Source organism: Pseudoduganella rivuli (assembly GCF_009674485.1).
Taxonomy (GTDB): Bacteria; Pseudomonadota; Gammaproteobacteria; order Burkholderiales; family Burkholderiaceae_D; genus Rugamonas; species Rugamonas rivuli_B.
On record NZ_WKJJ01000015.1, the window covers coordinates 160,242 to 184,582 of the forward strand.

Annotated in this window: 17 protein-coding genes; 6 read left to right on the top strand and 11 right to left on the bottom strand. The window is 63.9% G+C overall.

All coding sequences use genetic code 11. The features are described 5' to 3' along the window. Positions 1-11: 11 nt before the first annotated feature. The 6 genes from kdpE to GJ700_RS23090 are packed head-to-tail and all read right to left on the bottom strand — an operon-like array spanning position 12 to position 8,048. The gene (gene kdpE, locus GJ700_RS23065) at positions 12-725 is read right to left on the bottom strand and encodes a two-component system response regulator KdpE (protein WP_229507190.1); all 714 of its coding nucleotides are present in this window, start codon (positions 723-725) and stop codon (positions 12-14) included. Beyond that, a complete protein-coding gene (locus tag GJ700_RS23070) occupies positions 722-3,430 on the bottom strand; it encodes a DUF4118 domain-containing protein (protein WP_154378304.1) in 2,709 nt (902 codons plus the stop codon). The genes kdpE and GJ700_RS23070 overlap by 4 nt, the downstream gene beginning before the upstream one ends. An 18-nt stretch (positions 3,431-3,448) precedes the next feature. Then, positions 3,449-4,033 (bottom strand): potassium-transporting ATPase subunit KdpC, encoded by a 585-nt coding sequence (gene kdpC / locus GJ700_RS23075; RefSeq protein ID WP_154378306.1) that lies wholly within the window; start codon positions 4,031-4,033, stop codon positions 3,449-3,451. A gap of 10 nt (positions 4,034-4,043) precedes the next feature. Then, positions 4,044-6,161, bottom strand: coding sequence for a potassium-transporting ATPase subunit KdpB (gene kdpB / locus GJ700_RS23080; protein ID WP_154378308.1), 2,118 nt, complete (start codon positions 6,159-6,161; stop codon positions 4,044-4,046). A gap of 10 nt (positions 6,162-6,171) precedes the next feature. Further along, on the bottom strand, positions 6,172-7,959 hold the full coding sequence (gene kdpA / locus GJ700_RS23085) for a potassium-transporting ATPase subunit KdpA (RefSeq protein WP_154378310.1): 1,788 nt from the start codon (positions 7,957-7,959) through the stop codon (positions 6,172-6,174). Next, positions 7,959-8,048 (bottom strand): potassium-transporting ATPase subunit F, encoded by a 90-nt coding sequence (locus GJ700_RS23090; RefSeq protein WP_154378312.1) that lies wholly within the window; start codon positions 8,046-8,048, stop codon positions 7,959-7,961. Before GJ700_RS23090 ends, kdpA begins: the two co-directional genes overlap by 1 nt. A gap of 242 nt (positions 8,049-8,290) precedes the next feature. Between GJ700_RS23090 and GJ700_RS23095 the strand changes: the two genes are divergently transcribed. Continuing rightward, the gene (locus GJ700_RS23095; RefSeq protein WP_154378314.1) at positions 8,291-9,001 is read left to right on the top strand and encodes a PA4824 family protein; all 711 of its coding nucleotides are present in this window, start codon (positions 8,291-8,293) and stop codon (positions 8,999-9,001) included. A 20-nt stretch (positions 9,002-9,021) separates the two neighbouring features. On the opposite strand, the gene GJ700_RS23100 is transcribed toward GJ700_RS23095, so the two are convergent. Both GJ700_RS23100 and GJ700_RS23105 read right to left on the bottom strand, forming a co-directional pair. After that, entirely contained in the window at positions 9,022-9,471 is a 450-nt protein-coding gene (locus tag GJ700_RS23100; protein WP_154378316.1) for a hypothetical protein, read from the bottom strand. A gap of 92 nt (positions 9,472-9,563) precedes the next feature. After that, on the bottom strand, positions 9,564-10,409 hold the full coding sequence (locus tag GJ700_RS23105) for a response regulator (RefSeq protein ID WP_154378317.1): 846 nt from the start codon (positions 10,407-10,409) through the stop codon (positions 9,564-9,566). A gap of 220 nt (positions 10,410-10,629) precedes the next feature. Here GJ700_RS23105 and GJ700_RS23110 point away from each other — a divergent pair, with 220 nt between their 5' ends. The 4 genes from GJ700_RS23110 (at position 10,630) to GJ700_RS23125 (ending at position 17,509) form a co-directional block, all read left to right on the top strand. After that, on the top strand, positions 10,630-12,630 hold the full coding sequence (locus GJ700_RS23110) for a DNA topoisomerase IV subunit B (RefSeq protein WP_154378319.1): 2,001 nt from the start codon (positions 10,630-10,632) through the stop codon (positions 12,628-12,630). Between the two features lie 56 nt (positions 12,631-12,686). Further along, entirely contained in the window at positions 12,687-15,086 is a 2,400-nt protein-coding gene (gene parC / locus GJ700_RS23115) for a DNA topoisomerase IV subunit A (RefSeq protein ID WP_154378321.1), read from the top strand. A gap of 135 nt (positions 15,087-15,221) precedes the next feature. Then, positions 15,222-16,658 carry a GGDEF domain-containing protein gene (locus tag GJ700_RS23120; RefSeq protein ID WP_154378323.1) on the top strand — a complete coding sequence of 479 codons (1,437 nt, stop codon included), beginning with the start codon at positions 15,222-15,224 and terminating at the stop codon, positions 16,656-16,658. Beyond that, positions 16,655-17,509: a phosphate/phosphite/phosphonate ABC transporter substrate-binding protein gene (locus GJ700_RS23125; protein ID WP_154378325.1), complete on the top strand. Its 855-nt coding sequence runs from the start codon at positions 16,655-16,657 to the stop codon at positions 17,507-17,509. The genes GJ700_RS23120 and GJ700_RS23125 overlap by 4 nt, the downstream gene beginning before the upstream one ends. A 9-nt stretch (positions 17,510-17,518) precedes the next feature. On the opposite strand, the gene GJ700_RS23130 is transcribed toward GJ700_RS23125, so the two are convergent. The 3 genes from GJ700_RS23130 to GJ700_RS23140 form a co-directional block, all read right to left on the bottom strand. Beyond that, positions 17,519-19,495: a sensor histidine kinase gene (locus GJ700_RS23130; RefSeq protein ID WP_154378327.1), complete on the bottom strand. Its 1,977-nt coding sequence runs from the start codon at positions 19,493-19,495 to the stop codon at positions 17,519-17,521. Positions 19,496-19,498: 3 nt separating this feature from the next. Beyond that, positions 19,499-20,593, bottom strand: a complete 1,095-nt coding sequence (locus GJ700_RS23135) for a porin (protein ID WP_154378329.1) — start codon at positions 20,591-20,593, stop codon at positions 19,499-19,501. 245 nt (positions 20,594-20,838) lie between these two features. Then, the gene (locus GJ700_RS23140) at positions 20,839-21,330 is read right to left on the bottom strand and encodes a hypothetical protein (protein ID WP_308700709.1); all 492 of its coding nucleotides are present in this window, start codon (positions 21,328-21,330) and stop codon (positions 20,839-20,841) included. 212 nt (positions 21,331-21,542) lie between these two features. Between GJ700_RS23140 and GJ700_RS23145 the strand changes: the two genes are divergently transcribed. Further along, positions 21,543-24,341: a type VI secretion system Vgr family protein gene (locus GJ700_RS23145; protein WP_195763985.1), complete on the top strand. Its 2,799-nt coding sequence runs from the start codon at positions 21,543-21,545 to the stop codon at positions 24,339-24,341.

Genomic DNA, 24,341 nt, shown 5'->3' on the forward strand with positions numbered 1-24,341 from the left:
GGAGATGCTATTCATGCTTGCAATTGCAGCCGGTAACCGACGGCGGTTTCCGTCAACAGGTATTTCGGCTGCGCCGGCTCGTCTTCCAGCTTGTGCCGCAGGTGGCCCATGTAAATGCGCAGGTAGTGGCCGTTTTCACTTTGTGACGGCCCCCACACGGCGCGCAGCAATTGCGGCGCCGTCATGACGCGCCCCGCATTGGCCACCAGCACAGACAACAGGCGGAATTCCGTCGGCGTCAGGTGCACATGTTCATTGTTCTTCAGCACGCGACGGTTGCGCACATCCACTTCCACCGCGCCAAAGCGCACCACGCCGAACTGGTCGGCCTGTGGCTGGCGGCGGCGCCGCAACGTGGCGCGCACGCGCGCCAGCAATTCCCCGACGCCGAACGGCTTGGTGAGGTAATCGTCCGCGCCGGCATCGAGCGCCGCGATCTTGTCCGCTTCGTCGACGCGGGCCGACAATACGACCACCGGCACGTCCGACCATTTGCGCAAATCGGCAATAAACGTGTTGCCATCGCCGTCCGGCAAGCCCAGGTCCAGCACGATCAAGTCCGGCTTGCGCGTCCCGGCATCGGTTAACCCCCGCCGCATGGTCGGGCATTCGTGCACCTGCCAGCCCTCCTCTTCCAGCGCGGCGCGCACGAAACGGCGGATTTGCGGTTCATCTTCCACCAGCAAGGCAACCGGCATCGGGTCCGCGGTATATTGGCTCATCATGCTTCCTCTTCGGGCATTGCGGGCGGCGTCCCCAGCGGCAAGTCCACGGCAAAGGCGGCGCCACCCAAGTGCGACGGGACGGCGGCAATCTGTCCGCCATGCGCTTCCACAATCGCGCGGCAAATCGCCAGGCCCAGGCCAACTCCGGGCCGGGCCGATTCGCGCTCGCCGCGCACGAATTTCTCGAACAAGCTGTCCTCCCTGCCCTGCGGCAGGCCGGGGCCATCGTCACTGACCGTTACGCGCACGGTAGGCCCCAGGATTTGCACGGCTAGTTCGATATGCGAACCCGGCGGCGTATATTTGGCGGCATTTTCCAGCAAGTTGCACAGCACGCGCTCGATCAGCACCGCATCATAGCGCAGCAACGGCAAGTCATGCGGCAGCCTGGTGGACACCACGTGCCGTTTCAACGGCACGGCGCACAGCCGCAGCGCACTGCCGGCCACTTCTTCCAGCGGCTGCCATTGCAGGTTCAACTTGACCTCCCCACTCTGGATCCGCGCCATGTCCAGCAGGTTGGCCACCAGGGTATGCATGCGCCGCGCCTCGTCCTGTAGTGATTGCGCCAGCTCGAGCTGGGCGGCCGCCAATGGCGGGCGCGATGCGGCCAACGATTCGGACAGTCCCACCAGCGACGTCAGCGGCGTGCGCAAGTCATGCGACAACGCCGCCAGCAACGAATTGCGCAGCCGTTCCGATTCCATGCTGACCAGCGCCTGCTGGGCCACGCCGATGTAATGCACGCGCTCCAGTGCAATGGCCGCCAGCGCGGCAAACGTGTCGAGTTGCTGGCGCTGCTCCGGAACCAGCAGCCAGCGCCGGTCGCCAGGTTCGATGGCCAGCACGCCGCGCGTGCGCATCGGCGCCACCAGCGGCAGGTAAAACACGGCGCTGGCCGGCAAGGTTGCAGTTCCCGGCCCGGCGCATACGGCATGGTCGAAAGCCCATTGCGCTATCCCCATATCCAGTCCGGCAATGGCCGGTCTCCCGCCTGCGTCATCACCGGCGCTGAGATGGCCGCTGTCGTCCGGCAGCAGCAGCGCGGCCCGGGCGCGGAAAGCCGCCATCACGGCGGCGCGCGTCATCTCGAACACTTGTTCCGTCTGCAAAGCCCCGGACAATTCCCGGGCGAATTCGTACAGCGCCCGCGCCCGGGCTTCACGCAGCGCCGCCACGCGCGCCTGGAAACGCAGCCCGGCCGTCAAATGCCCCGTGATCAGGCCCACGGCCAGCATGACGACAAACGTCACCAGGTACTGGAAGTCCGAGACGGCAAAACTGAAGCGGGGCGGCACGAAGAAGAAGTCGAAGCACAGCACGCCGACGCACGTCGCCATCACGGACGGCCCCCGCCCGAATCGCACGCCCACCAACAGCACCGTCAGCAGGAACAGCATGGCGATATTGGCCAGGTCCAGGAACGCCAGCAGCGGCGTGGCGGCTAACGCCGTACCCAGCGCCGCAGCCGCCGCGATGGCATACGGCAGCGGCTTGACGCTGCGCACCTCCGCCGACGTCCCGGCGTCGCGCAGCGGCGTATCGTGCACCGCAGGCATGGCGCCGATTTCCACCAGGTCGATGTCCGGCGCCAGCCGCGCCATGCCGCGGATATGCGGCAAGCGCCAGGGCCACGTATGGTGGCCCCGCCCCAGCACGATTTTCGACAGGTTGTGGCCGCGTGCGTATGCAACCACCTGTTGCGCGATATCCGCGCCTGACAGCACGGCCGTAACGGCCCCCAGGTCGGCCGCCAGCTTCAGCGTCGCGAGAATGCGTTCGCGCTGCTGCGCGGACAGACGCTGCAGCGCCGGCGTTTCCACGTAAATCGCGTGCCAGGCCATGCCCAACTGGCCGGCCAGCCGCGCGGCGCTGCGCACCACGTGCTCGCCGCCGGCACGGGGGCCCACGCAGCACAGCAGCGACGCGCCGGTTTTCCAGATCGCATCGATCGACTGTTCCACGCGCCATGCCCGCACGTCGCCTTCCACCCGGTCGGCCGTGCGGCGCAGCGCGAGTTCGCGCAATGCAATCAGGTTACCTTTCCGGAAGAAATTCTGCGATGCGCGTTCGGCCTGCTGCCCCTGGTACACCTTGCCGGCTTTCAGGCGCGCCAGCAATTCATCGGCCGGCACGTCGACCAGCACCACTTCATCGGCGCCGTCAAACACCGTATCCGGCACGGTTTCATTGACGCGCACTCCGGCAATCCCGCCCACCACGTCGTTCAGGCTTTCCAGGTGCTGCACATTGACCGTGGTCCAGACATCGATGCCGGCTTCCAGCAATTCTTCCGCATCCTGCCAGCGCTTCGGATGGCGCGAGCCTGGCGCGTTCGAATGCGCCAGCTCATCCACCAGCACCAGCGATGGTTTACACGCCAGCGCGGCATCGATGTCGAACTCGCGCAAGGTACGGTCGCGGTAAGCCACTGTTTTTAACGGCAGGATCGCCAGTCCGTCCAGCAATCCGGCCGTCTCGCTGCGGCCATGCGTCTCGACCACGCCGACCAGCACCTGCTGGCCAACTCCGGCCTGCTTGCGCGCGGCCGACAGCATGGCGTACGTCTTGCCAACGCCGGCCGACGCGCCAAAATAAATGCGCAAGCGGCCACGCGCCAAACGGCGTTCGCCGGCCTGTACTTGCGCCAGCAACGCATCGGGATCGGGACGCCCGGGGCGCGGGCTTTCGCGGAAAAACGTCATGGGTACAGCATACTGAAATCAACGAGTATGGAGTGTTTTACCATCCAGCGCCAGATTCAGGCGCAGCACATTGACGCGCGGCTCGCCAAAGAATCCGGCCTGGCGCTGGCGGGATTCGCGCTCGATCAGCGCGCGCACCTGCTGCTCCGGCATGCCGCGCGCGGCTGCCACGCGGCGCGCCTGGTACAGCGCGGCGGCAACGCTGATGTCGGGATCGAGGCCGCTGCCGGATGCCGTGACCAGGTCGACGGGAATAGGCGCCTTGTTGTCCGGGTCGGCCGCGCGCAGCGCGTCGATCCGGCTCTTCACATTGTCCGCCAGCGCCGGGTTCAGCGGCCCCAGGTTGGAACCGCTCGAACCGGCGGCATTGGCCGGCATCGGCCCGGTGGCCGATGGCCGTCCCCAGAAGTATGTCGGCGACGTAAATGGCTGGCCGATCAGTTCCGATCCGGCCGGCTTGCCATCGGCTTCGATGATGCTGCCGGCCGCCTGGGCTGGAAACGCGGCGCCGGCAATGCCGGTAACGGCAATCGGATACAGCACGCCGCACACCAGGGTCAGCGCGCCGAATACGGCAAGGGCGGGACGCAATTGGGACATCATGATGTTCTCCTCAAGCCAGGTTGAATGCGGCCAGCAGCATGTCGATCAGCTTGATGCCGGCAAACGGCAGCAGCAAACCACCCAGGCCATAAATTAACAGGTTACGGCGCAACAATTCGGCGGCGCCCACGGCGCGGTACCGCACGCCTTTCAGCGCCAGCGGGATCAGCACCACGATGATCAGCGCATTGAAAATCACGGCCGACAGGATGGCGGACGATGGACTAGCCAACCGCATCACGTCGAGCGCCTGCAGTTGCGGGAACGTGGCCGTGAACGCTGCGGGAATGATGGCGAAATACTTGGCGATATCGTTGGAAATCGAAAAGGTGGTCAGCGCCCCCCGCGTCATCAGCATCTGCTTGCCGATTTCCACGATTTCCAGCAACTTGGTCGGGTTCGAGTCCAGGTCCACCATGTTGCCCGCCTCGCGCGCCGCCTGCGTGCCGGAATGCATGGCCACCGCCACGTCAGCCTGTGCCAGCGCGGGCGCATCGTTGGTGCCGTCGCCCGTCATGGCCACCAGGCGGCCGCCGGATTGATACTCGCGAATCAGCCGCAACTTGTCTTCCGGCGTGGCTTCGGCCAGGAAATCGTCGACACCTGCTTCGGCAGCAATGGCCGCCGCCGTCAGGCGGTTGTCGCCCGTGATCATGACGGTCTTGATGCCCATGCGGCGCAATTGCGCAAAGCGTTCGCGGATGCCGCCTTTCACGATATCTTTCAGCTCCACCACCCCCAGCACGCGATCGCCATCGGCCACCACCAGCGGCGTACTGCCGCGGCGCGCCGCGTCATCGGCCAGCTTGGTTACCTCGGCCGGATACGGCTTGCCCAGCGCGGTCATGTATTTGCGCACGCTGTCGGCGGCGCCCTTGCGGATGGCGCGGCCCGGCAGATCCACGCCGCTCATGCGGGTCTGCGCGGTGAACGGCACGAACTGCGCCTGCATCGCCGCCAGGTCGCGCTCGCGGAGATGGAACTTTTGTTTGGCCAGCACGACGATGCTGCGCCCTTCCGGCGTTTCGTCGGCCAGCGACGCCAGTTGCGCGGCGTCCGCCAATTGCTGTTCCGTCACGCCCGGCGCGGGCAGGAACGCCGATGCCTGGCGGTTGCCCAGCGTGATGGTCCCGGTCTTGTCCAGCAACAGCACGTCGACGTCGCCCGCCGCTTCCACGGCGCGGCCGGACGTGGCAATCACGTTGGCCTGCATCATGCGGCCCATGCCCGCCACGCCGATCGCCGACAGCAAGCCGCCGATCGTGGTGGGGATCAGGCACACCAGCAGCGCAATCAATACCGTGATGGCGACCGGCGAACCCGCCTGCGCCGCCTCGGTCGCATACATGGAAAATGGCAGCAGGGTCACCGTCACCACCAGGAACACGATGGTCAGCGCCACCAGCAGGATGGTCAGCGCCACTTCATTCGGGGTTTTCTTGCGGCTGGCCCCTTCCACCATCGAGATCATGCGGTCCAGGAAGGTTTCGCCCGGATCGACCGCCACCCTGACGACCAGCCAGTCGGACAGCACGCGGGTGCCGCCCGTAACGGAAGAAAAGTCGCCGCCCGACTCGCGGATCACGGGCGCCGATTCGCCGGTAATCGCGCTTTCATCGACCGACGCCACGCCTTCGATCACATCGCCATCGATGGGAATCACGTCGCCCGCTTCCACCAGCACGTGATTGCCCTTGCGCAGGTCGGTGGCTGCGCAAGGCAGCCATGTGACGCCATGGCGCGGCGCGGTCAGTTTTTTCGCCATCACGCTTTGCTTCAGGCTGCGCAGCGACGCGGCCTGCGCCTTGCTGCGGCCTTCCGCCAGCGCCTCCGCAAAGTTCGCGAACAGCACGGTGAACCACAGCCAGGCGGTGATTGCCAGGATAAAGCCGGCCGGCGCCTCGCCCTGCCCGTTCAGCGCCTGCAGATACAGCAGCGTGGTGACGATGCTGCCGACGTAGACGACAAACATGACGGGGCTGCGCAGTTGGATACGCGGATGCAATTTGCGGAACGCGTCGGCGATGGCAGGTTTCAGCAGCGCGGCATCGAACAGTGTAAAACGCTTGCCACGGCTGGTCCCGGCAGCGGCCAGCTGCTGCGCTTGAGACGCTTGTAGTTGAGACATGCGATGCTCCTTACTTGAACAGCTGCAGGTGTTCCACCACCGGGCCCAGTGCCAGCGCGGGAACATAATTGAGTACGCCGACCAGCACCACCACGCCGATCAGCAGCGCCACGAACAGCGGACCGTGGGTCGGCATCGTGCCGGCATTGACGGGCAGGCGCTGCTTCCCCGCCAGCGAGCCGGCAATCGCCAGCACCGGTACGATGATGGCGAAGCGGCCAAACCACATCGCGATGCCCAGCATGGTGTTATAAAACGGCGTGTTGGCGGACAGCCCGGCAAAGGCGCTGCCATTGTTGTTGGCGGCGGAACTGAAGGCGTACAGGATTTCCGAATAGCCGTGCACACCCGGATTGGCCACGCCGGCCTTGCCCGGCTCCACCATGACGGCGATCGCCGTACCGGCCAGCACCAGAATGGGCGTCGCCAGGATCACGATGGACGCCATCTTCATTTCATACGACTGGATTTTCTTGCCCAGGTATTCCGGCGTGCGGCCCGTCATCAGGCCCGCGATGAACACGGCCAGGATGGCGAATACCAGCATGCCGTACAGGCCGGAGCCGACGCCGCCAAACACCACTTCGCCCAACTGCATCAGCAACAGCGGCACCATGCCACCCGCCGGCATCATGGAATCGTGCATGCCGTTGACGGCGCCGCACGATGCCGCCGTGGTGACGGTGGCGAACAGGGTCGACGCGGCAATGCCGAAACGGGTTTCCTTGCCTTCCATGTTGCCGCCCGCTTGCAGCGGCGACGCGACCTGGTCCACGCCCAGCGCTTGCAACGCGGGATGGGCCTGCTGTTCTGCGGCGGCAACAACCAGCGCGGCTGCCACGAACATGATCGTCATCGCCCCCAATATGGCCCAGCCCTGGCGCTGGTCGCCCACCATGCGTCCGAAGGCGAAACACAGGCCGGCCGGGATCAGGAAGATAGTAATCATTTGCGCAAAATTCGTCAGCGCGGTGGGATTTTCATAGGGATGGGCGGAGTTTGCGTTAAAGAATCCGCCACCATTGGTGCCCAGCATCTTGATGGCTTCCTGCGACGCCACCGGCCCCATGGCGATGGTCTGCGTGGTGGCCGTCAGCATTTCCAGGACAGGCTTGCCGTCTTCACCGGTCTTCGGCTGCGTGTACGTGACCGCCTCCATCAACGGCACGTCCTTGTACGGCGAAAAATTCTGGATCACGCCCTGCCCCGTCAGGAACACGGCAAACACCAGCGACAGCGGCAACAGCACGTACAGGGTGGAACGGATGACGTCAACCCAGAAGTTCCCCACGGATTGGGTGGTGCGCCCGGCAAAGCCACGGATCAGCGCAAAGGCCACCGCGATGCCGGTGGCGGCGGAAAAGAAATTCTGGCCGGCCAGCGCCACCATTTGCGTCAGGTAGCTCATAGTTTGCTCGCCCACGTAGCCTTGCCAGTTGGTGTTGCTGACAAAGCTGACGGCCGTGTTGAAAGCGGAATCCGGGCTGACATTGGCCAGTTGCTGCGGATTGAGGGGTAGCCACGCTTGCAAGCGCTGCACCGCATACACCACCAGCGCGCCGACCGCATTAAACATCAGCATGGCGGCGGCATAAGTCGTCCAGCCCATGCCTTGCTGGTCAGGATCGCCTGCAATACCGGCCAGGCGGTGGATCACGCGCTCGACGGGCGCCAGCCAGCCCATGCCGGGCACCTTGCCGGCGCCGGCCACGCGCGCCAGCAGCGCGCCCATCGGCCATGCCAGCAGCGCCAGCACCACCAGGAACGCCAGCAGCAACAGGATGAATTGCAAAGTCATTACAGTTCCTCCGCATGCAGCAGCGCCGCCAGCAGGTAGACCAGCAGGCCGGCCGCGCTCAGTGCGCCGATCAGGTAAATGCCGATCATTTGCGCTCTCCCAGGTCGCGGCAAACGGCCGCCAGCGCATGGATGCCTATCGTGAACGCCACGATGGCTCCGATATACAACAGGTCCATTTCATTCCCCCACACAGGTCTTGTTTTGACCATTCCAGCTTATCGGGCATGCCCTAAAAGTGTCGTAAAGACTTGCCGGGGCCGTGTAAACAAAGCGTAAAAATCGCGGCGGCCGCTATACTTGAGCATCGGAACAAGCCAGGGGAGCCATGCATGCAGGGATGCCGCACGTGGAAAATGCGCAGCGCCTTTGCCACGTCATTGCTGATGTGCGCCGGGGTTGCGCCCGCCGTGTGGGCGGCCCGCCCGCTGGTCACCGATGACGCGCCGATACTCGATCCCGGGCAGTGCCAGCTTGAAACCTGGGTCCAGCGTGAACCCACGCACACGCATTACTGGGTGGTTCCCGCCTGTAACTTCCATGGTGACTGGGAACTTGCGGCGGGCGCTGCGCGTATTCAGGCGCGCGATGGCGGCCTCGGCATGAACCAGGCGGTCTTGCAGGCCAAGACATTGCTGGCCGCCCCCAAGGATGCGCCATGGCGCGTGGGCCTGGTGGTGGCGGACCAGTTCGAACCGGCCAACGGCCTGGCCGGGGTCTGGAGCGTCTATGCGCCATTGACTGTCGACCTCAATGGCGACCGCCTGCAATGGCATACGAATGTAGGCTGGCGTCGCGAACGCCATGAACGTCCGGCGGCGACGTGGGCGACGGCGCTGGAAGTGGCGGTAGGCGAGCGCTCCGCGCTGACGGTGGAAAGCTATGGCGTGCGGGGCGGCGGCGCATGGCGCCAGTTGGGCGTGCGCTATGCACTGGTGCCGGGACGCGCCGACGCCGATATCGCCTGGGGAGAAAAATCAGGATCGGGCCGCCGCGAGCGCTATTACGCCGCAGGCCTCACCATTTATACCGGCGGGCCATAGGTTGCGGCGCAGCGCCAGCGTCAGGTGGGGAAAATCCTGCGGTACAGGGCCGGCACATCCGCCGCCGCGCCATCCCATGGCAGCAGCCGCAGTCCGGGATTGAACAGGCGCACCCGGTCCAATTGCGCCGCGCCCCGCGGCGGCACCACGGCCAGACGGGATGCAATCAGTGCGGCGCGCCCCGGCAGCGTTTCGCCACAGACAACGTCGACGATCACCTCGTCATAGCGGCGCGCCAGCACGGCCAGCACGGATGGCACGTCGCCGCGCTCAAGCACGTAGACCCGTGCGCCGCCCTGTGGTTGCGCTGGCTGGCGCCCGCACAGGTCGGCCAGCGCAACCTTGCTGCCGGAACGGGCGCGCAGCAGCGCCATGGCGGCGGCTGCACGGCCCCCGCCATCATGCTCGGCGCGGGGATCGACGATAGCGATGGTGTCGCCGGCGAACAGGGAAAAGGAAAGTTTGGGCATGGCGGCATCCTGTGATCAGATGCCGCCAGCTTATCGAGGCAGCCGTAAAAACGGCCTAAAAAGACGGGAGCGCCGCGTAAACGATTTGTATATCAGGCGATATGCATGAGTTTTTTCATCACGGATTTCAGCGTGGCGTCGGCCACCGGCTTGTCCAATAGCCCTTCCACACCGGCCGCGCGGCCCCGTTCACCGTCATAGGCAAACGGCGGCGACACCAGCAGCACCACGGCGGGCGGCCGCGCCCCGGCCTGCGCGCGCAACCGGGAACACAACGCATACGGGTCGATCCCCGGCAGTGACGTATTCATCAGCACCACCGACACCCGCCCTTCTTCACACGCGGCCAGCGCCGACGCTTCATTGGCGGCGGCCAGCACGGCGATGTTGTAGGGCTTCATCAACTCGCCCAGGTGCGCGTAAAACCGCCCGCCGCCATCGACCACCAGCACCGCGCCACGCCGCGATGGTCCCCGCATGGCTTCATATTCGGCGGGATCGGTCAGGTCGAAATCGAGCCGCTGGCTGCGGCGCCGCTCCGGCGGCGGCGGTAGTCCAGCGCCAGCCAGCCGGGCCAGCGCATCGGCGCGGCGCGCCACCAGCAGCGCCAGTTGCACATGGAAGGCTTTGTGATCGAGCGGCAGCGGCGCCACCGGATACGGCAGCGGCACGGCCGGCTGCCCCACCACCAGCGCGGGACGGGCATCGAGTTCGCCCGGCGTGGCCGCCATCGCGGCCAGCGACGCCATGGCTTTCAAATCCGGGCCGTACGCCAGCACCAGGTCCGGCTCTTGCAAACTGTGTTCGGACAGGCAAAAATACGCCGGGCCGTGGGCCGGCGCGGCTTGCAGCGCCGCTGCCAGCGCTTGTTCAGCCTCCGGCGGGAAGCCCGCCAGGCGTATGGCGAAGGGAAATTTGTCCTGGCTGTGCTGGTTCATAGGCGGATCGGCAATATTTTTTCCCCATTTAACCACAGTTGACGCTCACGGCAACCGGACCGCGCGTGGCAATTTTCAGCCACGGCCGCCCGTTGCGGATAGAATGCGCAAGCTCCCGGACCGGCGGCGTCCCGCGCGTTGTCGCATAAAAACGCCTTAACGGAGCAGAAATACTGTATATAATCACAGCGTTTTGCCTGAACAGCACCTTCGAACTCGTATGGCCACTAAAAAACCAGTTTCCGACTACAGCGAATCATCCATCCGCGTCCTTAAAGGCCTGGAGCCCGTCAAACAGCGGCCCGGCATGTATACCCGCACGGAGAACCCGCTGCACATCATCCAGGAGGTGATCGACAATGCCTCCGACGAGGCGTTGGGCGGTCATTGCAAAAATATTATCGTCACGCAAAACGCCGACGGCAGCATCACGGTGGAGGACGACGGCCGCGGCATCCCGGTCGGCCTGCACCCGGAAGAAAACGTGCCCACGGTGGAAATCGTGTTCACCCGCCTGCACGCGGGCGGTAAATTCGACAAGGGTTCGGGCGGCGCCTATGCGTTTTCCGGCGGCTTGCACGGCGTCGGCGTCTCGGTGACCAACGCGCTGTCCAAGCGCCTGGAAATCAACGTCTGGCGCAAGGACGACAATGGCAACGGTTACCACACCATCGCCTTTGAAAACGGCGACCTGGTCGAACCGCTCAGTTCCATGCCGGCGCCGCGCGACGGCAAGAAATCCGGCACCCGCGTCACCGCGTGGCCGGATCCGAAATACTTCGATTCCTCGCTGATTTCGCAAGTCGAGCTGCAACGCCTCTTGCGCTCCAAGGCCGTGCTGTTGCCGGGCGTGACCGTCACGCTGGCCAACGCGAAAACGGGCGACTCGCAAACGTGGAAATATGACGACGGCTTGCGCGGCTACCTGGTCGAAGCGCTGGCGCAAACCGCCAACGGCGGTGAAACGCTGATCCCGATGTTCGAAGGCGCGCAATTCGCCGGTCCCGATGCGGAAGGCTTTGCCGAAGGCGAAGGCGCCGCGTGGGTGGTGGCGTGGACCGAGGAAGGCGCCGTGGTGCGCGAATCGTACGTGAACCTGATCCCGACGCCGAATGGCGGCACGCACGAATCGGGCTTGCGCGACGGCTTGTTCGGCGCCGTGAAAAACTTCGTGGAACTGCACTCGCTGCTGCCGAAAGGGGTCAAGCTGCTGCCGGAAGACGTGTTTGCACGCACGTCGTTCGTGCTGTCGGCCAAGGTGCTCGATCCCCAGTTCCAGGGCCAGATCAAGGAACGCCTGAATTCGCGCGACGCCGTGCGCCTGGTGTCGACGTTTGCCAAGCCGCCGCTGGAACTGTGGCTGAACCAGCACATCGATTACGGCAAAAAGCTGGCGGAACTGGTCATCAAGCAGGCCCAGTCGCGCCTGCGTTCGCTGCAAAAAGTCGAAAAGAAAAAATCGTCCGGCGTGGCCGTGTTGCCGGGCAAGCTGACCGATTGCGAATCCACCGACGTGACGCGCACCGAACTGTTCCTGGTCGAGGGCGACTCGGCGGGCGGTTCGGCCAAGATGGGCCGCGACAAGGAATTCCAGGCCATCCTGCCGCTGCGCGGCAAGGTGCTGAATTCGTGGGAAACCGACAAGGACCGCCTGTTCGCCAACAATGAAATCCACGACATCGCGGTGGCGATCGGCGTCGACCCGCACCATTACGGCGATAACCCCGACTTGTCCGGCCTGCGCTACGGCAAAATCTGCATCCTCTCCGATGCGGACGTGGACGGCTCGCACATCCAGGTGTTGTTGCTGACGCTGTTCTTCCGCCACTTCCCGGCGCTGATCCAGAAAGGCCACATCTGCGTGGCGCGTCCGCCTTTGTTCCGCGTCGATGCGCCGGCGCGCGGCAAGAAGCCGATCCAGAAGCTGTACGCGCTGGACGACGGCGAATTGATCGCCATCGAAGACAAGTTGCGCAAGGATGGCCTGAAAGATGGCAGCTGGTCGATTTCCCGCTTCAAGGGCCTGGGCGAGATGAACGCGGAACAATTGTGGGAAACCACGATGAACCCGGACACGCGCCGCCTGCTGCCGGTGGCGCTGGGCGACTTCGACCACAGCGCTTCGTCCGCCCGCTTCAACATGCTGATGGGGAAAGGCGAAGCCGCCGCCCGCCGCGCATGGATCGAAGAACATGGCAATGAAGTGGAAGCCGATATTTAACGAATACCGCAATCATGACTCAACAAGCAAACCTCTTTGAAGAAGCCGCGGCTGATATGGCTGATCCGGCGGATACTGCAAATGCCGACAATGCCGCACCGGCAGCCGATGCCGCCGGCGGCAATAACGGCAATGGCGGCAACGGCGACGATGGCCGTGGCGGCGACGACTTCGGCGGCGACGGCGGTGACGGCGGCGAAACGCTGACCCTGTCCACCTTTGCCGAACGCGCTTACCTGGATTACGCGATCTCCGTGGTGAAAGGCCGCGCGCTGCCGGACGTCTGCGACGGCCAGAAGCCGGTGCAGCGCCGCATCCTGTACACGATGAATGAACTGGGCCTGGGCCCGACCGCGAAACCCCGCAAATCCGCCGCCGTGGTGGGTGACGTGCTGGGTAAGCTGCACCCGCACGGTGACCAGTCGGTATACGACGCGCTGGTGCGCATGGCGCAGGACTTTTCGCTGCGCTACCCGCTGATCGATGGCCAGGGCAACTTCGGTTCCCGCGATGGCGACGGCGCCGCCGCGATGCGGTACACGGAAGCCCGTTTGACGCCGATTTCCCGCCTGCTGCTCGATGAAATCGACCAGGGCACGGTGGACTTCGGGCCGAACTACGATGGTTCGTACGAAGAGCCAACCCTGCTGCCGGCACGCCTGCCGATGGTGCTGCTGAACGGCGCCTCCGGTATCGCCGTGGGCCTGGCGACGGAAATCCCGTCGCATAACCTGACGGAAGTGGCGCAGGCGGCGGTGGCGATGATCCGCAATCCGAAGATCACCCATGCGGAACTGATGGAAATGATCCCGGGCCCGGACTTCCCGGGCGGCGGCCAGATCATCACCCCTGCCGCGCAAATCCACGACATGTATGCAACGGGCCGCGGCTCGATGAAAGTGCGCGCGCGCTGGAAGATCGAAGAACTGGCGCGCGGTCAGTGGCAAGCCGTGGTGCATGAACTGCCGCCGGGCACGTCATCGCAAAAGGTGCTGGAAGAAATCGAAGAGCTGACCAATCCGAAAGTCAAGCTGGGCAAGAAAGCGCTGACGCCGGAACAGCTGGCGTCCAAGCAGCTGATCCTCGGCGCGCTCGACACCATCCGCGACGAATCGGGCCGCGCCGCGCCGGTGCGCCTGGTGTTCGAGCCGAAGTCGAAGAACCAGGACAAAGATGAATTCATGATGCTGCTGCTGGCGCACACGTCGCTGGAATCGTCGGCATCGATCAACCTGGTGATGATCGGCGGCGATGGCCGCCCGCGCCAGAAGGGCTTGACGGAAATCCTGTCCGAATGGATCGGCTTCCGCTTCGAGACCGTCACGCGCCGTACACAGCACAGGCTGAAGAAGGTCGAAGACCGCATCCACATCATGGAAGGCCGGGAAACCATCCTGCTGAACATCGATGAAGTGATCGCCATCATCCGCAATTCGGACGAACCGAAAGCCGCGCTGATCGAACGCTTCAACCTGTCGGCGATCCAGGCGGAAGACATCCTGGAAATCCGCCTGCGCCAACTGGCGCGCCTGGAAGCGATCAAGATCCAGCAGGAACTGGCGGAATTGCGCAAGGAACGCCAGACGCTGCTCGACTTGCTGGAAAACCCGTCGTCGATGAAGCGCCTGGTGATCCGCGAAATCGAAGGCGATGCGAAAACCTTCGGCGACGCGCGGCGCACACTGATCGAGGAAGCGCAAAAAGCCACCGCGGAACAGAAGGTGGTGGACGAACCGGTCACCGTCATCATTTCCGAAAAAGGCTGGGTACGCGCCCGTACCGGCATCGGCCACGACAAGACCCAGTTCACGTTCAAGGTGGGCGACGCGCTGCATGACGCCTTCGAGTGTCGCTCGGTCGACACGCTGCTGGGCTTTGGCGACAACGGCAAGGTGTATTCGGTGCCGGTGTCCGCACTGCCGAACGCGCGTGGCGACGGCGTGCCAATCACCACGCTGGTCGACCTGTCCGGCGGCACGCGCATCAAGCATTACTTTGCCGGCACGCCCGATACGCAACTGATGCTGGCGTCGACCGCCGGCTTCGGCTTCATCGCGAAAGCCGCCGACATGATCAGCCGCCAGAAAGGCGGCAAGGCCTTCATGACCCTGGATGAAGGCGACTTGCCGCTGCCACCATCGATCATCGGCAAGGACGCCAGCGCCGTGGCGGCGCTGTCGGCCAATGGCCGCCTGCTGGTGTTCGGCCTGGCGGAAATGAAAGTGCTGGCCAACGGCGGCCGTGGCGTGATCATGATGGAACTGGAGCCGAAGGAACAGCTGGTGTCGGCCCAGGCCATCACGCAGAAAGGCGTGATCGTCCATGGCACCATGGCGGCCAAGCCCCGTGCGCTGGAATTGTCCGGCAACCTGCTGGCGCCGCACTTCGGCAAACGCGCCCGCAAGGGTAAAGAGCTGGTGCAGCGCATCAAGCCGTCCTCGCTGGCGCCAATGTAACGCCGCTTCCCGTCCGCCTGCGGCAGCCTGCGCGGCGGACGGGTCCCGCTTCTCCTTCCCGCTACAGCCTGCCCTCCTTCGATTGACTTGCTCTATCAAGGGCGGGACAATGCCTGGACAGGCTGGAGACCCTTTATGACCGATACCCTGGCTGCGCGCGATGCGCAGCCGACATCCGGCGACAAGTTCCGGGACGCGCTGCTGGTTGGCGCGGCGGTCTATCTTTGCTCGATCTTCGGCATCCTGACGTCGCCGCCCGGCGACCTGGCGGCATACTGGCCCACCAATGCCGTGCTGCTCGGCATCCTGATCCGCCGGGGCCGCCCGCCCAACTGGCTGGACTGGATTTCCGCCTTTGCCGGCTACCTGGTGTCGGACCTGGTCATGGCCCATTCCGTGTTCAAGGGCGTCCTGCTGATCAGCACCAATTTGCCCGGCGTAATCGCGGGCTACCTGATCTTTTCCCGCATGCCGGAGTCATACCGCACGCTGCGCCATCCGCGCGCCATGCCCCGTTTCGTGCTGGGCGTGCTGGGCGCCTCCACCGCCGCGGGCACGTCCGGCATCTTCGTGCATCCGGTGCTGTTCGGCGGCAGCCATGCGTATGGCTTCGCGTTCTGGTTTTGCACGGAACTGGTCAGCTACATGGGCATCCTGCCCGTGCTGCTGACGATGCCCGACGTACGGCGCTGGCTCAAGGACCATCGCCGCCGCGCGGACTGGCCGAGCTGGAAACACTGGCGCCTGGACCACTTTGCGCCGCTGCTGGCGTTTGCCGTCAGCCTGGGCCTCGGCGTGCACTGGGGCGGCCCGGGCGCCATCCTGTACGCGGTGCCCGCCATGCTGTGGTGCGCGCTGACGTACAGCCTGTTCGCCACGGCCGGCATCACCCTGTTCTTTTGCATGTGGACCTTGCTGTCGATTGCCACCGGCTTGCTGCAAATCGGCGCCAGCGTGGAATCGCCGCTGGCCGTGATGTCGCTGCGCGTGGGCCTGAGCCTGACCGCGCTGGCGCCGCTGACGGTCGCCAGCGTCATGGTCGCGCGCAATGAATTGCTGGAACGCTTGCAGCACGCGGCGTCCCACGATTTTTTGACCCATGTGCTGAACCGCAGCGGCTTTCTCACGCAGGCCGAAGAATTGCTGGCGTCACCGCAATTGCTGCGTCGTCCGGTGGCCGTGCTGATGATGGATATCGATTACTTCAAGAAGGTCAACGATACCTATGGCCATGACGGCGGCGACCAGGTGCTGACCACGTTTGCCGCCGTGGCGCAAACCTGCCTGCGCAGCGGCGACTTGCTGGGGCGGCTGGGAGGCGAAGAATTCGCCGTGCTGCTGCCGGGCTGTTCCGCGCCCGATGCGCAGGTGATCGCGCAGCGCATCTGCGACGCCTTTGCCGCGCACACGGTAACCCTGGATGATGGGCGCCAGTTGCGCAACACCGTCAGTATCGGCGCCTGCTGCGCGCCGCGCATTGAAAACGATATCGCCGCCATGCTGTCGGCGGCCGATGCGGCGCTGTACCGCGCCAAGGAATCGGGACGCAACCGCGTGGAGCTGGCCTCATGAAACCCATTCGCTGGCTTGCCCTGGCGCTGCTGGCCCTGCCGCTGATGGCAGCGGCCGAACTGAAGCAACTGACCATTTGCGCCAATCCCAATTTGTCCGCGCTGGAACTGTTGAACAACTTTGGCGCCTTCGCCCGCGCACTGGAAAAGGAGCTGGGCGTGCCCGTCAAGCTGGTGGCGGGACGCGACTATGACGACACGCTCAAGCTGCTCAGGGAAGGCAAGGTCGATATCGCCGGCACCGGGGCATTCGGTTATGTCAGCGCCAACGAATCGTTCGGCGCCCAGCTGGTCGTGCGCTACGTGGAAGACGACGGCGACTCGTACCATGCCCTCATCATCACCCGCACGGATTCCGGCATCCACAACCTGGCCGGCCTGCGCGGCAAGCGCTTTGCGTTCACGGACCCGAAATCGACGTCAGGCTACCTGCTGCCGCTGCTGGCCATGCAGCAGGCCGGTGTCGATGCCAAGGACCTGGGGAAAATCGACTTCGTGAAAAAGCAGCCCAATTCCGCCATTGCTGTCTATTCGCGCCAGTCCGACGCGGGAGCGATCGCGGACAACCAGCTCAATGAAAAATACGGCGTCCAGCTCAAGGACATCAAAGTGCTGTGGAAGTCGGCCCCGATTCCGCACGGCGCCTGGATCGCCAGGCCGGACATGCCCGAAGCCGACCGCAAACAACTGGCGGCCGCCATCATGAAGATCGGCAACAGCCCCGAAGGCAAAAAGCTGCTGGCCCAGGCGTCGGTGCGCGGTTTCGCGGAAGGCCGCGACGGGGAATTCGACGCGGTCCGCGCCGCCAAGCGCTTGCTGGACAGGCTGGAGAAGCAGGAAAAGAAGGATTGAAACGCGCCCTCATGCCGGGCTGCGCGTCCGTGGCTGTGCCGCCAGCTCGCGCGCCAAGGTCAGCGTGAAGCGGGTGCCGTTCGCCACTTCGACGCTGATATTGCCTTCCAGCGCCACGGTCACCACGTTGTAGAGGATGTGCAAGCCCAGTCCCGTGTGACCGGCGCCGCGCCGCGTCGTATAAAAAGGTTCGAACACGTGGGGCAGCACATCCGGCGCGATGCCGCGCCCATTGTCCGCAAACACGACTTCGACCTGGAACGGCGGCAAAGCCCGCAGGCGGATGTGGATCGCCCGCCCCTCGCTGCTGTCGAACGCGTGGTCGATGGCATTGCCCACCAGGCCGATGAGCACCTGCGCCAGCAAGGCCGGGAAGCTGTCCATCATCAGCGGTCCCTCGCCTTCCACCGTCACGGCAACCCTGGCGGCCCGCAGCGTCGGCCCCAGTCCGGCCAGGATATCGTCCACGTGGGCGCGCAAGTCGAAGCTGCAGCGGTTGTCGTGGCTCTGGTCGGTCGCGACCAGCTTGAATTTGGCAATCAATTCGCCGGCGCGGATGGCGTTGCGGGCCACCACATCGCTGGCGCTGCGGCTGTCGTCCACGAAGCGCTGCAGCATGCTGGCCGTGAGCTTGCGCTGCGCATGGGCGTCCGCCATCGTGTCGACCATATGGCTGAAGGACGACGCCATCGTCAGCACATTGCCGATCGGCGTATTCAATTCGTGCGCGATGCCCGCCACCATTTGGCCCAGCGCCGCCAGCTTTTCCGCCTGCATCAGCTGCGCCTGGGTATCCTGCAACTGCACCAGCGAGTGTTGCAGCGCCTGGTTGCGCTGGGCCAGCGCCTGTTCAGCCAGCTTGCGCGCCGTGATGTCCTGGAAAACCCAGATACTGCCTTTGTCGAGGTGGGCCGGATCGATGGCGCGGCCCTGGAAGCTGCACCAGACCAGGCCGCCATCGCGCCGTACGAACTGGTTTTCGCCAAACGCCGTGCGGCCGGCCACGATGTCGGGATAGACTTGCTCGCCTTGCCGGCGATGCGCTTCATCGCTGGGGTAATAGATGCGGGTGGGCTGGCCCTGCAATTCTTCCGGCGTATAGCCCATCAACTCGGCCCAGCCGCGATTGCAGCGCATGATGACGCGGTCACGCAGGAACAGGATGCCGATAATCACATTGTCCAGCAGGATCTGCTGTTCCTGCACAATCTGGGTCAGCGCCGCCGTGCGCTCGTCCACCCGGTGTTCCAGCTCCGCATTCAGGTCGGACAACGCATGGATGCGGTGCTCCACCTCCTCTCCCATGCGGTTGACGGCCCGCGCCAGCTCCGCCACTTCGCGACCGCCCTCTTCCGGCAACCGCCGCGTATAGTCGCCATCGCCAATGGCGCGGCTGGCCGCCGCGGCCTGGGCCAGGTGGCGCGTCAGCCACACGGCCACCACGCTCAGGATCACCATGCTGGCCACGACTTCGAGCGCCGCAATCAAAAAGCCCTGGCGCAGCAGCGCGGCGCGGGTATCGCCGGCAATCGCCGTGGACAGGCCCAGGCGCAGGCTGCCCATGCGGATGCCGCCCACCGCGATCGCCCGCTCCACCGTGTAGACACCGCTGGCAATGCCGTCGCCGATGCTGGCCGACACCGGCGGCAACGCCGCGTGTTGCGGCAGGCCGACCCGCGCCGCTTCGTGCCCGTCCGCGTCGCGCACCACCACATACGCCAGTTCGCGCCCGTCTTCGCGCACGGTCGCCGCGAGAAAATCATGCAAGCCGGAATAATCGCGTTCCATCAGATACGGCACGGCAGCCGCGTTGAGCATGGGCACGGCCTGACCCAGGGCCGCCGCGATACTGGCGGCCGCCGCGTTGTCGATCAGCCGCAGGGAATTGGCGATCAGTAAAGACAGCAGCAATATTTCCACCGCCACGCTGGCCAGGATCAGGCGCAAGCGCAGCGAATCGGGGCGCAAGCGGGCCAGTAGTTTCATGGCTCAGAACCGGTGCACGATGCCCAGCGCTGAGCCGCGCACGGTCGCACCGGGATTGGCGCTGCCGTAAGCATTGGTGCCAAAGTTGAAATTGGCGCGCGCGTCATTGCGCACCCGGGTCTCGTACACATACAGGTAGCTGCGCGGCGACAGCACATGGTTATAGCCCACGGTGATGTGGGTCGCCCCCGTGCCGGCGCCCTTGCTCAGGTTGCCCGCCACACTGGCCAGCACCGTCCCCGCCGGGGCGCTGCCGCCGATGTCGCCTGCTTTGCCATAGCGCCAGGCAATGCTGCCGCCCGCCACTTTGTAGGCGCCCGTGCACGTGACGTAGTGCCGCCGCAAGTCGCCCCCGGCCACGCCGTACGCCAGGCGGTTCCAGCCCAGGCTGACGTCGCCCCACGATGCCGCATAGTTGCCGGCCAGGCGCAGGATGCTGTCGTTAAAGCCGATGCGCAAGCCATGGTGGCCTTCATAGGCGACGGCTGCTTTCCACGGGCCGCTGCGGTACTGCAACCAGGCGGCGCGGATCGATGAGCGGCCCGGTCCTTCCTCGGTTTCAGCGGCGCGCGCCAGGGTCAGCAGGAAACCGCCCAGTTCCGGACTCTCGTAGCGCACTTCATTGCCGGAGCGGCGGTTGAAGCCGAGCGGATTGCCTTCGCCTTGCAGCAGCGCGATGCCCGAATCGTCGGCGATACCGCTGCCTTCGAAGCGGTCCGTATACGCATTCATTTTCTTGATGACGGTGGATTCGCGCCCGAAAGCGATGCTGCCCAGGTCGCGGTGCAGCAGGCCGACAAAAGTATCCTTGCCATTGATGTCGCCCGCGCCCGTGTCCATGCCGATTGCGCCTTCGACCTGCATGAAGGCGCCCCAGCCACTGCCCAGGTCTTCGTTGGCGCGGAAACCCAGCGACGAGGAATTGCTGGACAGGCGGGTCAGCGACTGGACCGGACGGGTCAGCCTGACTTGCTCCAGATTGACGTTGATCTTGCCGTAAATCACCAAATTGGTGGTTTGTCCGACCGCGTCCGGCGCAGCCTGGGCCAACAGGACCGCGACACCCATAGCAACACGCGCAATAGCCAGACGCGCCATGGCTTCCCCTGGTTCGGTGAACGATCAGTCTATGCTGCCACTGTTGGTTCCGCCATGCAAGGAATCGATGGTGGGTGTTGCTTGCCGGTGCGGCATAAAAACGGGCGCCAGTGATGGCGCCCGTAGTGAATCATGTTGCTGCGGTATTCCCGGCCCCGCACGGCGTTCGAGATGCAGGCGGCGCGCTGTTACGCCGGCCTGCCAGTGCGGTATTTCCGGCCCCGCACGGCGAGTACGCTGCTGGATTAATGCTTGGCGGCGGCCGTCTTGATGTCGGCGTTGGCCTTGGCCTTCGCTTCCGCCGTGTTGGCGGCTGCAATGGCTTTTTCCTCGTTGGCTTCGGCTTTCTCCTTCGCTACCTTGGCGTCGGCCTTGGCGATGGCTTTATCCATTTTCGCGTCGGCGGCGGCGATTTTCTTGTCGGCCTTCGCTTCCGCCTTCATGCGGTCTTCCGGATCGGCCTTGGCGACTTTATCCGCAGCCTTGGCATGTTCCTTGTCGGCTTTCGCATGGGCCTTGGCGATTTTCTCGTTGGCCTTGGCCTGTTCCTTGGCCACATCCTGGTCCGCGTCGGCGGCTTTCTTCACTTCCTTGGCTTCCGCCTTGGCAATCTTTTCACCCGCTTTGGCTTGCGCTTTCGCGACTTCCGGCGTCGGGGCTGGTGCGGTGGTGGTTTGCGCCATGGAGGCGGTGGCAAACAGGCCCGCGATCAGGGTAGCTATCAGCTTGTTCATCATGATGACCTTTCTGTCTCTGTGTTGGTGTCTGAACTTGTCACAGGGACAGAATAGGTCCGGGGCGAAATACCATCTGTACGCTGCCGCACGATCAATATTTATCAAACGTAAGCGAACGTAACTGGAAAATTCACCGACATTGAGTAGCAGCAATTTCTCTGCACACACCTTGTCAAATAATGGACATCCCTGCAACGACAGCGGAGGTCTTAATGGACGGGTTGGCATATACCGCACTTCTTGAAGAGACGTTAAACACGAAGAACCGTCCATTGCGTATGCGGCTGGGCCTTCCGGATGGGATACAGGACGACGTACTGCTACCGCATCGAGTCAGCGGCAGTTCGGCAATGTGTGACGGAATCGACATCCGCATTTATTGCGTCGCCCTGGACGTGAGTATTCCGCTGAAGACCTTCATTGGCATACCAGTGGAGCTGCAAATCGTTACCGATGAGGGAAATTTACGCAGTATTTGCGGCATTGTTGCCGAGGCCAGCCAGGGGGAAAGCGATGGCGGACTGGCGACTTATCAGTTGGTCATGCGTGATGGTCTGGCATTGCTCGATCTCGGGGCAGATACGCGTGTGTTTACCAACGCCACCGAACTGGAAGTCGTCCTGACTTTATTGAGCGAAGTGCGCCATCGAATCCCGGGAATTGCGGCAGCCTTTGACATGGAAGTCGGCATGGCGTTGGCCTTGCAAGAATTTCCGAAACGTTCACAAATCATCCAGCACAATGAAAGCACTGCGGCATTCATCCGCCGTCTGCTGAAGCGACGCGGAATCTCATGGTATTTCCGTGCAGGCAGACCGGCTATCGGCCCGGAAGAAGAACGCTCGCGGCCGTATGCCGCGCCTTGTCACACCATGGTGCTACTGCACGACACTGATTTGCTGCTGCATGGCCCGATCCGGCATGTGCGCTTTCACCGGGACAGCGCCACCGAAGAATACGACACCATCACTGCATGGGGCGGAATACGGACCCTCCGGTCAGGATGCGCCAGCCGCTTTAGCTGGGACTATCGCAGTCCTTCGCACCCCGGCTTTCTGAATGCCAGTACATCGACTGCCATTGATCAGGGTACGGCAGGCAACCGATACGCGGCCGGGCTGGAACACTATCTGGTGGAGGCGCCTCATACCGGCGGTAATGCGGACGACTTCCGGTCATTGACGTTATTACGCCAGGCTCGCCAGGACTTCGAATCCAAATGCTTTTATGCGGAGGGTGGCTTGCGCGATACCGGCCCCGGCGAGTACCTCAGCCTCGAGGGTCACCCTGAATTGGACCGGCACCCAGACAATGAGCGCCAGTTCGTCGTCATTACCCAGTACATCATGGCCAGCAACAACCTGCCAAAGGGACTCGATGCACGGGTGGATCGTTTGTTTGCCATGAGCCGGTGGAACATCGAAGCGCCAGGCCTGCCGGCGTCCGTCCCGGGATATACATCCGGCGAATTGCGCTTCTTGACGCGACTGACCTGCATCCGCCGCGGCATCCGCTTTGTCCCTGCCTACGATCCACGCACTGACCTTCCCCATCCTCATATGCAAACAGCCGTCGTGGCAGGACCTCCCGGAGAAGAAGTGTCTTGCGATGAACTGGGACGGGTCAAAGTCCGCTTCACCGGCACGCTGACGCGGGATGACCGCGCTGTCACGGCGTGGGTTCGCGTTGCCAGCAGTTGGGCCGGCAATATCGGCAGCAGGGGGAACAATCTGGGCTTGCTGAATTTGCCGCGCGTCGGCACCGAAGTGCTGCTGGCATTTCTGGGCGGTGATCCAGACAAACCCATCATCATTGCACAACTGTACAACGCCGACGCCCTCCCACCCTGCCTGGGTTCCGCTGGATTGCCGGACAACCGCTATCTGTCTGGATTAAAGAGCCGCGAGATACGCGGCAAGCGAGCCAACCAGTTGCGCTTCGATGACACCGCCGGGCAAATCAGCACGCAACTGGGCTGCGAACATGGCGCCAGCGAACTGAATCTGGGATGGCTGGTGCAGTCTCGCGCCAAAGGCGCCGGCGTCCCGCGTGGCGAGGGAGCGGAACTGCGCACTGATGAACACATGGCGCTGCGCGCTTGCAAAGGCATGTTGCTGTCCACGTGGCAGAACCTGTCACGCAATGACAAGCAACTCGATCGCGCGGAATATCTGGCCCTGATGGAGGATTGCCTCGAACTGTTCCGTTCTCTCGGCGAACACGCCGCCCAGCATCACGCGCTGCCGCTCGATGTGCAATCCCAGGATGAATTGAAGTCGGCATTCAAGCGGTGGGAAAACGGAAGCAATACGTCACCCAAGGGCGAAGGCGGCGGTACACCTGTAATTGGTGTCTCGGCACCCGCGGGCATCAGCTTTGCGACGTCAAAATCCATCGTCAGCTACGCTGCCGCCAATATCGACACGGTAGCTCAACAGCATTTGCAGCTGGCCTCCGGCCAGCGCTTCAACCTCAATGCGGGCAAAGGTATTTCATTGTTTTCGCACCATGGCGGAATCAAAGCCATCGCACACTTCGGCACGCTGCTGATGCAAAGCCAGCACGACGACATGGATATCAATGCGGCCAAGTCGCTCCGTTTGACAGCAACCGAGGGCAAGCTCGTGGCCATGGCGCCAGCTATCGAACTGGTATGCGAAGACGGATCGTTCATTCGGCTGGGAGATGGCATTACGCTGGGCAGCAGCAAACCACTCAAGTTTAACGCGCCGCGCTTTGTCTTCAATGATCCGGAAACCATGGAGGCGGCCTTTCCTGCCTTCGGTCAGGCACAGGCCAGCGAGCAATTTATCACTCGTTACCGGGGTGGGACCTTTGCGGATGGCGATTCTGAAGCAGAAGACGATGCCGCCCCCAACCAGCAGCTCGATTTGTCGTTTGACGATGGCAGCGAAATGCAGGCCCTGACAGACGGCGATGGCAAAGCAGAGGAAATCCTGCGCGATGCCATGCAACTGGTGAACATCACGGCATCGACCAAGGGAGAGTGA